This is a genomic window from Paracoccus endophyticus (genome assembly GCF_003286075.1).
GTDB lineage: Bacteria > Pseudomonadota > Alphaproteobacteria > Rhodobacterales > Rhodobacteraceae > Paracoccus > Paracoccus endophyticus.
In genome coordinates this window covers 110,528-123,128 of the sequence record NZ_QLUV01000004.1, presented here as the reverse complement: position 1 = coordinate 123,128, position 12,601 = coordinate 110,528, and the positions used below count along the sequence as shown (strand labels likewise).

The following is a 12,601-nucleotide window of genomic DNA, read 5'->3' as shown; positions in this document are numbered from 1 at the left end:
CGCACGATCGCGCTGATTCTTTCCACAAGCCGCTTGCGTGTCGGGCCCTGCCGTCCTATCTGTTTGTGGCGACGTTAGGCTATCTGCGCTGTCTCCTTTACGGCTTCAGTCTGCTTTCTCTGACTACGCCGGGCCGTCACATGATGTGGACGGCATTCTGAAGGAGATCTCACGATGGCCAACGGCACCGTGAAATGGTTCAACACCACCAAAGGCTTCGGCTTCATCCAGCCGGAAAGCGGCAAGCGCGACGTGTTCCTGCACGTTTCGGCGCTGGAGCGTGCCGGTCTGCAGGCCCCCGCTGACGGGCAGGCCGTGACCTATGACCTGGAAACCGGCCGCGACGGCCGCGAATCCGCGATCAACATCAAGTTCGCCTGATTTCAGGCCGGACCGACGTTGAAAGGCAGCCCCTCGGGGCTGCCTTTTTTCATGTCCGCACGGTTTCCCTTGCGCCCGCGCCATGATACCGCGCCGCCCAACCGCAAACACCACGAGGACATCATGGCCGTCGAACGCACCCTGTCGATCATCAAGCCCGACGCGACCCGCCGCAACCTGACCGGCAAGATCAATGCCAAGTTCGAGGACGCCGGCCTTCGCATCGTCGCGCAAAAGCGCATCCACCTGTCGCCCGCGCAGGCCGGCAAGTTCTACGAGGTCCACAAGGACCGCCCCTTCTATGGCGAGCTGGTCGAGTTCATGGCGTCCGAGCCTGTCGTCGTGCAGGTGCTGGAGGGCGAGAACGCCATCGCGAAGAACCGCGAAGTGATGGGCGCGACCAACCCGGCCAATGCCGATGCCGGCACCATCCGCAAGGAGTTCGCGCTGTCGATGGGCGAGAACTCGGTCCACGGGTCCGACGCGCCGGACACCGCCAAGGAAGAAATCGCCTTCTTCTTCTCGGGGCTGGAACTGGTCGGCTGATCGCCCCAGGCCTTGCCCCTGCCGATCGGGCCGTCCCTGCCGGGGCGGCCCGTTTCCGTTCATGCGGTTGCGCCGCGCTCAGTCGCGCGTGGCGGTCAGCTCGATCGCGACCGGCACCGCAAATCCGGCGGTCGTCTCGTCCGCATAGCCCTTGCCCACCCCGAAATCGCGCCGGTCCACGGCCAGGGTGCCGCGGGCCGTGGCGGTCGTCCCCTCGATCGTCAGGTCGAACGGCAGGGTCGCGGGCCGGGTCACGCCCGCGATCGTCAGCGTGCCGGTGGCCTGATGCGCCGCGCCGCCCGCATCGGTGCGGGTGATCGCCCCCTCGAACCGCGCCTGCGGAAAGGCGGCGGCGTTCAGGAAATCGGGGCCGGTCGCGTTGGACGACACCGCCCCCAGGCTGAGCGAGGTCACATCGACATCGGCGGTGACGCGCCCGGTGCCGGTCGCCTCGTCATAGGTGATCTGGGCGGTCCAGGTGCCGAACTGGCCCGTGACCGGCGCGCCGCCCTGCTTGACCGTGATCGAGACGGTGCCGGAGCGGACCGACCAGGCGGGCGCCGAGGCGGCCGTGGCGGCGGCCTCGGGCGCAGCAGCGGCCGTGGGGGGCGCGGCCGCAGGAACTGTGGGGCTTGCCGGTGGTGCCTCGGGCGGTGCGGGCGCGCCGGTGTCTGCCGGGGTTTCGGCCCCGGAGGGGGCGGCGGGCGCCGATTGCACCGCCTCGGCGACGGGGGTGGCGTCGGCGTCCTCTGCGGCCTTGTCGGGCACGGCCAGGGCCACGCCCGCCCACAGCACCACCGCCAGCAGGGGTGCCAGCCACCGGGCCCGGCGCGTGTCGGGCGGCGGCTCGGGCAGGTTGCGGCCATGGGTCATGCGCGCCATGGTGGCGTCGCGGTCGATGATGGCGTGCTTGACCGCCCCGGCGACGTGCAGGACGATCAGCACCGCCAGCAGCAGCCAGCCGGTTTCATGGAATGCGGCGAAACGCTCGGACAGCGCTGCGTCCACCGGCACCCCGGGCAGGCGCTGGCCCAGCGGCCACAGGATGCGGGCGAACCCTTCGCCCGGCGCGGCGGAATGCAGCAGCCAGCCGGTCAGCGGCATCAGCACCATCCCGCCATAAAGCGCCCAGTGGACCGTGTCCGCGACCAGCGTCTCAAGCCGCCGGCCGGGGTGCAGCGGGCGCGGATGCGGCCGCGTCGTCACCCAGAGGATGCGCACCAGCACCAGCAGCAGGACGGCCACGCCCACGGTCTTGTGGACCGAGAACAGCCCGATGATGGCGGCCAGTGCGTCCTGCCCCTCGCGCGGCAGGCTGTTGGCGTACAGCCCCAGCGCCATGGCAGCCAGGATCAGCAGGGCGATGGTCCAGTGCAGCAGCCGGTGGAAACCGTCGTAGCCGCGCGGCGAGGCATGCTGGGACATGATGGCGTCATCCTTGCGTGGGGCGGGGCCGGTGGCGGGGCGCGCCAGGGACCCGTGCGGGGGCGCTGTTGCCTGACAGGGGCGCGCGCGTTATCCCCGATCTGATCTGAAAAAGGAACGGGACTGATGCGGGCATTCGTATTTCCTGGACAGGGGGCGCAGGCCATCGGCATGGGCCGCGCCCTGGCCGAGGCCTATCCCGCCGCACGCGCGGTGTTCGACGAGGTGGACGAGGCGCTGGGGGAAAACCTGTCGTCGCTGATCTGGGAGGGGGACGCCGACACCCTGACGCTGACCCGCAACGCCCAGCCGGCGCTGATGGCGACGTCGATGGCGGCTATGCGGGCGCTGGAATCCGAGGGCTGGGGGATCGAGGCCGCGTCGTTCGTCGCCGGTCACTCGCTGGGCGAGTATTCGGCCCTGTGCGCGGCAGGCGCGATCAGCCTGCCCGACACGGCGCGGCTCTTGCGCCTGCGCGGCACCGCCATGCAGGAGGCGGTGCCCGTGGGCCAGGGCGCAATGGCCGCGATCCTGGGGCTGGACCTCGAGGCCGTGGACCAGATCGCCCGCGATGCGGCCGGGGACGAGGTCTGCCAGGCCGCCAATGACAACGACCCGGCCCAGGTGGTGATCTCGGGCCATGTGGCGGCGGTGGAACGCGCCGCGGCGCTGGCGCGCGAACGCGGCGCCAAGCGGGCGCTGATGCTGCCGGTCAGCGCGCCCTTTCACTGTGCGCTGATGCAGCACGCCGCGGCGGTCATGGCCGAGGCGCTGGCAGGCGTCGAGATCGCCGCGCCCGCCGTGCCCCTGGTGGCCAACGTGCGGGCCGAGCCGGTGACGGAACCCGGCGCCATCCGCCGCCTGCTGGTCGAGCAGGTGACGGGCATGGTGCGCTGGCGCGAATCCGTGGGCTGCATGGTCCAGTCCGGCGTGGTCGAGTTCTGGGAGATCGGCGCCGGCAAGGCGCTGTCGGGCATGATCCGCCGCATCGCCCCCGAGGCGCGGACCCGCGCCATCGGCACGCCCGAGGACATCGCCGCGCTCAAGGCCTGACGGGGGCGGCGCGCGCGGGCGCCGGCGGGCCGCTTTCCGCCTGCCGCGCCGCGTGCTAAGGCGCGCCCGACAACTCAGCAGGGGCCAAGCCATGTTCGACCTGACCGGAAAGACCGCACTGATCACCGGCGCCTCGGGCGGGATCGGGGGGGCGGTCGCGGCGGCCCTGCACGCGGCGGGGGCCAGCGTGGCCCTGTCGGGGACACGCGAGGCGCCGTTGCGCGCCCTGGCCGAGCGCCTGGGCGAGCGCGCCCATGTCGTCGCGGCCAACCTGTCGGACCCGGCGGCGGTGGACGCCCTGCCCAAGCAGGCGGCGCAAGCGATGGGGTCGGTGGACATCCTGATCAACAACGCCGGCATCACCCGCGACAACCTGTTCATGCGGATGTCGGACGATGAATGGGACCAGGTGATCGCGGTCAACCTGACCTCGTCCTTTCGGCTGGCGCGGGGCGTCCTGCGCGGGATGATGAAGGCGCGCTGGGGCCGGATCGTCAGCATCACCAGCGTCGTGGGCACCACCGGCAACCCCGGCCAGGCCAACTATGCCGCGGCCAAGGCCGGGCTGGTCGGCCTGTCCAAAAGCCTTGCGTCCGAAGTGGCGAGCCGGGGCATCACGGTCAACTGCGTGGCGCCCGGGTTCATCCAGACCGCGATGACCGACGCGCTGACCGACGAGCAGAAGGGCCGCATCCTGACCCAGATCCCGGCCGGGCGCATGGGGTCGCCCGACGACATCGCGGCCGCCGTCCTGTATCTGGCCAGCCCGGCGGCCGGCTATGTCACCGGCGCCACGCTGCACGTGAACGGCGGCATGGCGATGATCTGAAACGCGCCCGCGCCCCCTTGCACGGGCCCGAAAGCGGCGCGCGAAAGCGGTTGCAGTGGGTGCGGGCGGTGCTGTATCCCCCGAATCCGAGGCCGCAGGGAACCGCCCGCGGCTGTCGCCGGATCCTGTGCCGGCTGCATTCCGGGCGGATTGCCCGTTAGTGAGGAACGAGACATGAGCGATATCGCTGATCGCGTGAAGAAAATCGTGGTCGAGCACCTGGGCGTCGAAGAGGACAAGGTCACCGAGACCGCCTCGTTCATCGACGACCTGGGGGCCGACAGCCTCGACACGGTCGAGCTGGTGATGGCGTTCGAGGAAGAGTTCGGGATCGAGATCCCCGACGACGCCGCCGAGACCATCCAGACCTTCGGCGACGCGGTGAAGTTCATCCAGGGCGCGACCGCCTGATCGGCCCCCAGCCCCTGCCCCTGCCTGACGGCGCCCCCTGCGGGCGCCGTTTTCATCTGCGCCACATCGCGTCGCGGCGGGCGTGCGGCGTCGAACGGTCTTTTCGCGGGCGCGCTGATGCCCTATATAAACCGTCAGCTATGCACGGGACCAGACCGATGAACCAGCCGCAGACCCAGCCGATGCTGGAGGGGGCGCCCCTGATCGCGCCGTCCACCACGGACCATCCGCTTTACGAAACGATCGTCGAGGCGTGCCGGACCGTCTATGACCCCGAGATCCCGGTCAACATCTTCGACCTGGGGCTGATCTACACCATCGCCATCGATGAAACGAACGCGGTCCGCATCGTGATGACGCTGACCGCCCCGGGCTGCCCGGTCGCGGGCGAAATGCCGGGCTGGGTCGCCGACGCGGTCGAGCCGCTGCCCGGCGTGCGCCAGGTCGATGTCGAGATGACGTTCCAGCCCCCCTGGGGGATGGAGATGATGAGCGACGAGGCCCGGCTGGAACTCGGCTTCATGTAAGCTACCAAATGGGCGCGCTGGACGACATGCTGTCGGGCCGCCCCTATGACGCGGGCGATCCCGTGCTGGTCGCGCTGCGCCGCCGTGCCCAGGGCCTGCTGCGCCGATACAACGCCACCATCGAGGGCGACGACCCGGCGATCCTGGGGGAGTTGCTGGGCACCTGGGGCGGCGCGGTGATCCGGCCGCCGTTCCATGTCGATTACGGCCGCCACATCCATTTCGGGCCGGGCTGCTTCGTCAATTTCTCCGCCGTGTTCCTGGACGTGGCCCCGATCCGCATCGGGGCGCGGGTGCAGATCGGACCGCAGGTGCAGATCCTGACGGCCGACCACCCGCGCGACCCCGCCCGCCGCGCCACGGGCGAAGAATCCGGCCGCCCCGTGACGATCGGGGACGACGTGTGGATCGGCGGCGGGGCGATCCTCCTGCCCGGCGTCAGCGTCGGGCCGGGTGCGATCATCGGCGCGGGCGCGGTGGTCACGCGCGACGTGGCCGCAGGCGCGACCGTCGCGGGCAACCCGGCCCGGCCGCTGCGCTAAGATGCCGCTTACCGCCGGGGCTTGCCGCGCCAGGTGCCCAGCCACCCCGTGAACCGGCCGCGCGCCTGCCGCGTCTCGGCCGCCACGCGGTCGCGGGCGCTGTCCATGCGCGCGTCGGCGCGGTCGATGGCCCGGTCAGCGCGGCTGACCATCGGGGCGATGGACCGTTCCCGGAACTGGTTCCACATCCGCCAGAACAGGAACAGCAGCGCGCCCAGGATGGCCAGCACCACCATCGCCGGCCAGTTCATCGGCTCGTCCCCCGGACCCGCGACAAGGCGGATCGAGATCGCGTTGGGATAGATCGACAGGAACGAGACGCGCCACCCGTAGGACGTGATGTTGACCCACCGGGGATTGTCGGACGTGGACTTCATGTCCCCCGCCACCGCGTGCAGGTTCGAGCTGTCGTACTTGAAATACGGCGGCCAGATCGTGCCGGTGTCCTCGTTGCGAAAGACCAGCGGGCGCCCGTTGGGGCGCACCGTGTCGATGAACCGGATGTCGCGCTGGCCCTGCAGGTTCTCGACCGTGCCGGTGTCGGCCGCGGCATAGAAGATCCGGTTCCAGCCGATGTCGGTCAGCTTGTTGTAGGTGTTGGTGATCCGCACCGTCTCGCGCGAGGGCAGCGCATAGTCCAGAAACAGGAACACCAGGATGCCGAAGGCAACCCCCAGAACCACCTGAACCGTTCGCATCGAACTCTCCTTCAGTCGTAGTTCACAAGCCAGACGACCACGATGATCGCCAGCGTCGGCAGAACGAACACCAGCCCGATCAGCCGGCGGGCCAGGCTGCGGCGGAACCCGGCCATCGCCAGGCGCACGAACCGGCGCCGGTCCGGGCTGTCGCCGGGGCGGTCGGGGTTCCGCCGCGCCCAGGCCTCCTCCAGCGCCTCGCGCCGCAAGGACCGGACATAGACCGAGATCAGCCCATAGAACAGCGCCTCGATGGCAAGCACGACGACCGCCAGCCGGATCAGGCCCATGGGCGCCCCCTGCGGGCGTTGGGCGCGGCGCCCCACGGCCCCGCGGCGGGCTGTTCGGTCAGCCGCACCCGCGCCGGCCCCCAGGGCGCGGCGGGCTGGGCGGGCGGCGCCGGCGTCTCGGCCATGCCGGGTTCGGGGCCGAACAGCGCATCGCGCGTGCCCTGCTTGTCGATCTGGTATTCGCGCGCCAGCTGGTCGGCCACATAGGCCTGCTTGCGGGCGTCCCAGCCCTGATACAGCCGATAGAACAGCGGCTTGTTCAGGATGAACAACGCGCGCACGTCATGGGGGGCAAGCTCGGTCAGCAGCTGGTTGACCAGATCGCGGGCGGGCCCCGCGCTGCCGCGCAGCGCATGGAAATAGGCGGGATCGCTGGAATCGATGGCGGGCCAGTCGCCCCCGCTTTCGACATAGCGCAGGATCGCCGACAGGCCGCGCAATTCGGCCGGCAGCGCGGCCGGGTCCAGCCGCGCCGCGGCCCGGCGCAGGCTGGCGCGGGTGCCGTCGCCCGGATCGATTCCCGCCCGCGTCGCCGCGTCCACCAGGATGAAGTCGATCTTCTGGCGCAGCACCGCCGCGGCATCGGCGCCGGCCGCGCCGGCGATGGGCTCGGCCAGCCCCTGGCGCGCCAGCCAGCCCGCGATGTCGTGCCGGTCGTCCAGCGTCATCACCCGCACCCCGGGCAGCGGCGTGCGCTGCGCGGCGTCGGCAAAGATCACGGCCGGCTCGCGGGCCGAGCGGATGACATAGACGCCCCCGAACCCGGGCGTCCAGAAATCGGGCACGTCGAAACTGGTGTGCGCCAGCCGCACCGGGTTGCGGATCACGTCGCCGGATTTCCTGGCCTGCTCGATCATCTGGGCGATCAGCACGTCGTCCCACCACGCGTCCGGCTGGCTGCGGAAGCGGTCGATCATGGCGGTCAGCCGGTCGGCCTCGGCCACGTGGTTGCCGGTGGTGTCGGCGGTGATGCGCACCTGCCGGATGTCCAGCAGGTCGGCGGGCTGGGCGACCTGCCAGACCTGATCGTCGATCTCGCCGATCACCGCGTCGCGCGCGGTCAGGCTGAACAGCTGGCTTTCGTTGTCGGCGACAAAGCGGCGCAGGATGGTCCGATAGACCGACAGGTCCGCCGCCAGCATGGGCGCGGTCTTCTGCTCGGTCGTCAGCAGGATGAACTGGCGGTTGCCGCCGGCGGCATTCAGATAGTCCAGATCGCCCAGCTCATCCCCCACCTCGGGCGACAGCCCCGTCAGGTCGATGTGGAACTCGGCCAGCGCCGTGGTCCTGCCGGTCAGCTTTTCCAGCGCACGGTTGTAGAGCGCGACCCACGCCGGGCTGTCCACCCGGATCAGGTTCCCGAACATCAGGCCGCGTTCGATCAGCAGTTTCATGGCCGGCGCCTCGTAGCGGAGCGAGCGGCCATGACAAGCACCGGGAACCAGAAGATCGCCGTCAGGACAGCAAACACCAGTCCGACAAACGGCCCGCCACTCGGATACTCAAGCGCGCCGATTGCCCAGGCCAGGACATAGCCAAGCGCCACCGCCAGAACTCCGGTCAGGGCGACCGATTTGACCAATGCGCTGCCGCCTGACGCGCCGCCGGTAAGGCGCAAGTACAAGCCCCAGCCAAACCTCGCCAAAAGCACTGCCAGCCCGGCCAGACAGATCAGAATCATGCGCCCCCCCCGAACCGGCGCTGCGCCTCGGCCATGCGCTCCATCCCCCGAACGGCCTCGTCGATGGCGCGCTCGTCCGCCGTCTCGGCATAGCGCCATTCGCTGTCGGCATAGCGGTTGATTTCCTGCACGACCATCGCGGGGGTGATCGGCTGGCGCAGGGCGGCGATCATGTCCAGCTTGCGGGCATAGGGCTGGTGCAGGAACGGCTCGGGCGTCTCGAACCACTCGTCGGGCATGTCGAAGTCCATCGCGCGGGTCTTGATGGCGTCGGTGATGTTCTTGACGGCCCGGCCGGTGAACCGCGGTTCGGCCTGGGCGATGGCGTGCAGATAGGCGCCGATGTCGGCCAGCGTGTCCATGGGGCCAAGCCGGGCCGACACCTCGTCCCAGATGGCCGCCAGCGCGGCATCAGTGGGGCGGTCGTGGCCGGCATAGCCCTGCCGCACCGCCGCCTTGATCTGCTGCGCGCGCATCAGGTCGTGGTCGCCCACCGGGATGGCGTGGTGCTTGCCCAGCAGCAGCGCAAAGATGTCGATGTAGTCGGCCTGCGTCCTGGGCCCGTCGATCAGGAACCGCGCGCCTGCGCGCTGGCGCAGCGCCTCGTCGATGGACTCGGCGTGATTGGAAAACATCCCGAAGGTCGCGTTGCCGCGCACCACCGTTCCGGCGCCCGCAAAGGCGTCCATCAGGACGGCCGTGATCTCCTGCTGGCCGGACGACGACTGCCGGTCGCCGCGCCTTCCCGCGACCTGGTCGATGTCGTCGATGGTGCCGAAACCGATCACGGCGGGGTCGATGACCGCATCCACGAAGGCGCGCGCATTCTGGCCCGACTTGCCCTGATAGCTGTCCACGTTGTCGATGCCGAGGTTCTGATAGCGGAACGGATAGCCCGCGACAGAGCAATAGTCGTTGACCAGCCCCGCCATCATCTGGATCAGCGTGGTCTTGCCCGTCCCCGGCCGCCCGTCGCCCAGAAAGGTGAAGATGAAGCCGCCCAGCTCCACGAACGGGTTCATCCGCCGGTCGAAGTCATAGGCGACCAGCATCCGCGCCAAGCGCATCGCCTGATGCTTGGCGATGGCGTTGCCGACCACCTCCTCGGGGCGCTTGAAGGCCATCTGCACGGGCTTGCCGCGGGCGCGGGTCGCGGGGGCAAAGCCCGCGATCGGCAGGTCGTCGGCGGCCACGCGCCACCGCGCGCCGGTGAAGGCCGCGGTCGCGGGTGCGGCCTCGGCCCGTGCGGCAACCGCGGCGGCCAGCGCCTCGGCCCAGGCCAGCGTGACGGCGACCAGCGTGGCGTCGTCGGCGGCGTGGGCGGCGAGCTTGGCGTCCAGTTCCCACAGCGCACCCTGCAGTGCGACATGGGGCGCGTCGGTCAGGATCTCGTCGACGCCGCCGATGTCGGGCGCCTCGGCGGCGGCGTGCTCGGCCAGAAGAAAGGCGGTCGCGTTGGCCAGCACCGACAGCACCGCCAGCGATTCGGCGGCCAGCAGGTCGGCGAAGGCGCTGCGGCGCTCGGCGGGCAGGCGGTTTTCCAGGTTCGCGCGCTTGAGTTCCGCCGCCCCCGACCGCGCGGCCGTCTCGTCCCCCATGGCCAGCGCGATCGCCAGCGCCCGGCGCAACACCCGCAGCACCGTCGCGGCGGCGGCCGATGGCAGGTCATCGCCGCCCGTCCGCTCGATCCGCTCGATCAGCCGCACGGCGCCGGGCCGCTGCGCGGGCAGCCCCGCCAGCCCCGGCGTGGTGGACCGAAAGCGCGAGGCGCGCGGCACGCCGGGCGAGCGTTCCGGCAGCGCGGCGGGGGCCGCCGCCGCCGCCAGCCGGGGGGCGTGGTCGAACCCGGTCAGCAGCGCCAGCGCCTGGGGATACTGCGCCCGGATCTTCGGCTCGGGCAATTCCATTTCGTCGCGCGTGTCCATCAGCCAAACCCCAGGACGCGGCCGTCGGGGCCGGGAACATACTTGCGGATGCCGCGGAAGCCGGGCGGGTCCAGCCGCGCCAGCGCCTGATAGGGGCGCTGCGGGATCACCAGCAGCCGCTGCGCCGCCGTGGTCCCCTGCCCCGCGCCGTGCTGGTTCAGCGGGTCGATGCGCCAGATCTGGCGCTCGGTCACGGTGAACAGCCCCGCGGATTCCATCTCGGCCCGGTCGGACTGCAGGTCCTCGACCGTCAGCGCCAGGGCCCAGTCCTGCCCCGGTTCGGCGCGCGCGTCCTCCAGCACTTGGCGAATGGGGCCTTCCTGCACGGTGAACTCGCGCGAATGGATCGGCCCCAGCGTCAGCCGCCGCAGCCGCTGCGGGTGCAGCGTGTCGAAATCGCGGTCAAAGCCCTGCGCGATCGTCAGCAACTGCAATTCGCCCACCGACTGCGCCAGCAGATGCGCGCGCGCCTCGGGCCAGCGCCTGGCGTCGTCGGGCAAGGGGCGGCGTCCCGTGTCGTCGCAGTCCATCAGATACACGACCGGCAGGTTCTGCCGGCTGTCGTAGATGCCCCAGTGGATCAGCCAGCGGCGGCGGTGCCCCTGCTGGCCCAGCCCCAGCGCCTGCGGGTGCATCTGCGGCCAGAACAGCCCGCCGGCGGCCAGTGATTCGTAATACATCCGTTGCGACAGCGCGTATTGCAGGCGGGTGGGATGGGTCAGGTCGCCGACGATCTGGCGGATCATGTCGTCCTTGATCGTGGCGGCGGTGGGGGTGCGGGCCAGTTCCTCGCCGGCCTGCGCGGCATCCGCGGCGGTCTGCGCGATCTCTTGCCAGACGGGAAAGCCCGAATCGTGGATGTCGATGGTCAGGGCGCGGCGCAGCGGCCCTTCGACACGCCCGGCCACCAGGTATTTCATCGACAACGCCTGCGCGCTGGCCAGCAGCGCGCGCAGGTAGCCGTCGATGACCTGCACGTCGGTCCCCGAGAACAGGCGATCGCGCACCATCTCGGCCAGCGCGGGCGTCAGCGCGCCCGCGATCCGGCGCAACTGCAGGAAATAGGCCCGCGCGACCAGGTCGTCGGCAATCGCCCGGTGGTCGGCGGCAAGGCCTTGGGCGTCCGTCACCTATTGCCCGCCGTACAGGTTCTTGTCGTGCTTTTCGACGATCTCGGCGAATCGGCGGGCGAACCGCTCGTCGGCGCGGGCCTTCTCCTCCAGCACCTTGCGGGCAAAGACCATGTGCTCGCCGTGCGCCTCGAGCATGTCGGCCATCCGGTCGTTGGTCGCGGCCCCGATCCCGGCCATGGCGGTCTGCGCCTCTTGATCCGTCTTGACGCCGATCTCGTTGATCCGGTGGGCCACGTCCTGCTGCTGGGCGGTCTTGAGCGACTTGGTCAGCGCGTCATACAGCACGACGCGCTGGCGCGTGTCGGTCTGCAGCTTGTTGATCAGCACCATCTGCGTGGCCGCCTGGTTCTGCAGGCTGTCCACCCAGGTCTTGCCGGCCTCGATATAGCGTTCCAGCGTCTGCGACCGGGCCAGCGCCACCTGTTCGTCCTGCACCAGCGCGTTGTGGTCCTTGTTGGCGTTGGCCAGCTCCGTTTCCAGCCGGGTGCGGTCGCTGGGGTCTGTGGTCGCGGCGATGCGGTTTTCCAGATCGATCAGCTGCGGGTCCATCGCCCTGATCCGCTCGCGCAGCGATTCCAGGGTGGCGACCGCCTCCTCGCGCTCGGCCAGGGTCTGGGACAGGTTCGCCTCGACCTTGGCCTTCTGGTCGTTCAGCACGTCCAGCTGGCCCTGCAGCAGGCGCGTGATGACGTCCGACTTCGAGATCAGGTCCTGCAGCTTGTCGTCGATCGACGCGGTCCGCAGGCGTTCCTGGCGCATCGCCTCGGACTTGCCGCGCGCAAAGATGCCGACAAGGCTTTCCCAGCCGGTCTTGGACCGCATCTGTTCAAAGTCCTTGCTGAACCCCGCGGTCACGTCGTCCAGGCCCATGATCAGCTCGGCGATGTTGGCGTTCATCGCCTCGCTGTGCTTGTGCACCTCGGCCAGCGTGGCATTGGCGATGTCCAGCGCGGGTGCCGCGGCGGCGGCGTCGGCGCGGGCCAGGCGGTCCAGCGTGGTCCCGACCTGCGCGATCTTGTCCTGCGTGACCGCCACCTGCTTCTGGCTGTCGGTGATCTGCTGGTCGAGGCTGGCCATGGTATGCTCCGCTATGCACCGCTGTTGTCGGGGTGAAAACCCCCGCCGATCAAGGGGGGTTCCGCAGGCCGCATCCGCCCGAT

15 protein-coding genes are annotated in these 12,601 nt (G+C 70.2%); 7 read left to right on the top strand and 8 right to left on the bottom strand.

Annotated features, from left to right (window positions below):
- The first annotated feature begins 174 nt into the window (after positions 1-174).
- Complete coding sequence (locus tag DPQ23_RS06935; protein ID WP_112873975.1) at positions 175-381, top strand: cold-shock protein; 207 nt, start codon at positions 175-177, stop codon at positions 379-381.
- 123 nt (positions 382-504) lie between these two features.
- Positions 505-927 (top strand): nucleoside-diphosphate kinase, encoded by a 423-nt coding sequence (gene ndk, locus DPQ23_RS06930; protein WP_112874112.1) that lies wholly within the window; start codon positions 505-507, stop codon positions 925-927.
- Positions 928-1,005: 78 nt separating this feature from the next.
- Here ndk and DPQ23_RS16060 read toward each other — a convergent pair whose 3' ends face one another.
- Positions 1,006-2,352: a cytochrome b/b6 domain-containing protein gene (locus DPQ23_RS16060; RefSeq protein WP_112873974.1), complete on the bottom strand. Its 1,347-nt coding sequence runs from the start codon at positions 2,350-2,352 to the stop codon at positions 1,006-1,008.
- Between the two features lie 123 nt (positions 2,353-2,475).
- On the opposite strand from DPQ23_RS16060, the gene fabD reads away from it, so the two are divergent.
- The 5 genes from fabD (at position 2,476) to DPQ23_RS06900 (ending at position 5,714) form a co-directional block, all read left to right on the top strand.
- Positions 2,476-3,405, top strand: a complete 930-nt coding sequence (gene fabD / locus DPQ23_RS06920; RefSeq protein ID WP_170310766.1) for an ACP S-malonyltransferase — start codon at positions 2,476-2,478, stop codon at positions 3,403-3,405.
- 91 nt (positions 3,406-3,496) lie between these two features.
- Positions 3,497-4,234, top strand: coding sequence for a 3-oxoacyl-ACP reductase FabG (gene fabG, locus DPQ23_RS06915; protein WP_112873972.1), 738 nt, complete (start codon positions 3,497-3,499; stop codon positions 4,232-4,234).
- A gap of 174 nt (positions 4,235-4,408) precedes the next feature.
- Positions 4,409-4,645, top strand: a complete 237-nt coding sequence (locus DPQ23_RS06910) for an acyl carrier protein (RefSeq protein WP_112873971.1) — start codon at positions 4,409-4,411, stop codon at positions 4,643-4,645.
- 158 nt (positions 4,646-4,803) lie between these two features.
- Positions 4,804-5,172, top strand: a complete 369-nt coding sequence (locus tag DPQ23_RS06905; RefSeq protein WP_112873970.1) for an SUF system Fe-S cluster assembly protein — start codon at positions 4,804-4,806, stop codon at positions 5,170-5,172.
- Positions 5,173-5,180: 8 nt separating this feature from the next.
- Positions 5,181-5,714: a sugar O-acetyltransferase gene (locus DPQ23_RS06900; protein ID WP_112873969.1), complete on the top strand. Its 534-nt coding sequence runs from the start codon at positions 5,181-5,183 to the stop codon at positions 5,712-5,714.
- A gap of 8 nt (positions 5,715-5,722) precedes the next feature.
- Here the strand turns inward: DPQ23_RS06900 and DPQ23_RS06895 are convergent, their stop codons facing one another.
- From DPQ23_RS06895 to DPQ23_RS06865, 7 genes are read right to left on the bottom strand one after another with little or no spacing between them, the layout of a single operon-like run.
- Positions 5,723-6,412, bottom strand: a complete 690-nt coding sequence (locus tag DPQ23_RS06895; protein ID WP_112873968.1) for a DUF1523 family protein — start codon at positions 6,410-6,412, stop codon at positions 5,723-5,725.
- Between the two features lie 11 nt (positions 6,413-6,423).
- Positions 6,424-6,702, bottom strand: coding sequence for a hypothetical protein (locus DPQ23_RS06890; protein ID WP_112873967.1), 279 nt, complete (start codon positions 6,700-6,702; stop codon positions 6,424-6,426).
- Positions 6,693-8,096 carry a DUF6638 family protein gene (locus DPQ23_RS06885; protein WP_112873966.1) on the bottom strand — a complete coding sequence of 468 codons (1,404 nt, stop codon included), beginning with the start codon at positions 8,094-8,096 and terminating at the stop codon, positions 6,693-6,695. The genes DPQ23_RS06890 and DPQ23_RS06885 overlap by 10 nt, the downstream gene beginning before the upstream one ends.
- Positions 8,093-8,383, bottom strand: a complete 291-nt coding sequence (locus DPQ23_RS06880; protein WP_112873965.1) for a hypothetical protein — start codon at positions 8,381-8,383, stop codon at positions 8,093-8,095. The genes DPQ23_RS06885 and DPQ23_RS06880 overlap by 4 nt, the downstream gene beginning before the upstream one ends.
- Positions 8,380-10,308 (bottom strand): AAA family ATPase, encoded by a 1,929-nt coding sequence (locus tag DPQ23_RS06875; protein ID WP_420818569.1) that lies wholly within the window; start codon positions 10,306-10,308, stop codon positions 8,380-8,382. Before DPQ23_RS06875 ends, DPQ23_RS06880 begins: the two co-directional genes overlap by 4 nt.
- Complete coding sequence (locus DPQ23_RS06870; protein WP_112873963.1) at positions 10,308-11,438, bottom strand: hypothetical protein; 1,131 nt, start codon at positions 11,436-11,438, stop codon at positions 10,308-10,310. The genes DPQ23_RS06875 and DPQ23_RS06870 overlap by 1 nt, the downstream gene beginning before the upstream one ends.
- Positions 11,439-12,518, bottom strand: coding sequence for a coiled-coil domain-containing protein (locus tag DPQ23_RS06865; protein WP_112873962.1), 1,080 nt, complete (start codon positions 12,516-12,518; stop codon positions 11,439-11,441).
- Between the last annotated feature and the right edge of the window lie 83 nt (positions 12,519-12,601).

What these genes read in the sequence shown, in the direction of transcription:
- DPQ23_RS16060 (WP_112873974.1), bottom strand. Translation starts at nt 2,352, where the DNA reads ATGTCCCAGCATGCCTCGCCGCGCGGCTACGACGGTTTCCACCGGCTG.
- DPQ23_RS06875 (WP_420818569.1), bottom strand. Translation starts at nt 10,308, where the DNA reads ATGGACACGCGCGACGAAATGGAATTGCCCGAGCCGAAGATCCGGGCG.
- DPQ23_RS06890 (WP_112873967.1), bottom strand. Translation starts at nt 6,702, where the DNA reads ATGGGCCTGATCCGGCTGGCGGTCGTCGTGCTTGCCATCGAGGCGCTG.
- DPQ23_RS06900 (WP_112873969.1), top strand. Translation starts at nt 5,181, where the DNA reads ATGGGCGCGCTGGACGACATGCTGTCGGGCCGCCCCTATGACGCGGGC.
- DPQ23_RS06880 (WP_112873965.1), bottom strand. Translation starts at nt 8,383, where the DNA reads ATGATTCTGATCTGTCTGGCCGGGCTGGCAGTGCTTTTGGCGAGGTTT.
- fabG (WP_112873972.1), top strand. Translation starts at nt 3,497, where the DNA reads ATGTTCGACCTGACCGGAAAGACCGCACTGATCACCGGCGCCTCGGGC.
- DPQ23_RS06865 (WP_112873962.1), bottom strand. Translation starts at nt 12,518, where the DNA reads ATGGCCAGCCTCGACCAGCAGATCACCGACAGCCAGAAGCAGGTGGCG.
- DPQ23_RS06910 (WP_112873971.1), top strand. Translation starts at nt 4,409, where the DNA reads ATGAGCGATATCGCTGATCGCGTGAAGAAAATCGTGGTCGAGCACCTG.
- DPQ23_RS06895 (WP_112873968.1), bottom strand. Translation starts at nt 6,412, where the DNA reads ATGCGAACGGTTCAGGTGGTTCTGGGGGTTGCCTTCGGCATCCTGGTG.
- ndk (WP_112874112.1), top strand. Translation starts at nt 505, where the DNA reads ATGGCCGTCGAACGCACCCTGTCGATCATCAAGCCCGACGCGACCCGC.
- DPQ23_RS06905 (WP_112873970.1), top strand. Translation starts at nt 4,804, where the DNA reads ATGAACCAGCCGCAGACCCAGCCGATGCTGGAGGGGGCGCCCCTGATC.
- DPQ23_RS06885 (WP_112873966.1), bottom strand. Translation starts at nt 8,096, where the DNA reads ATGAAACTGCTGATCGAACGCGGCCTGATGTTCGGGAACCTGATCCGG.
- DPQ23_RS06935 (WP_112873975.1), top strand. Translation starts at nt 175, where the DNA reads ATGGCCAACGGCACCGTGAAATGGTTCAACACCACCAAAGGCTTCGGC.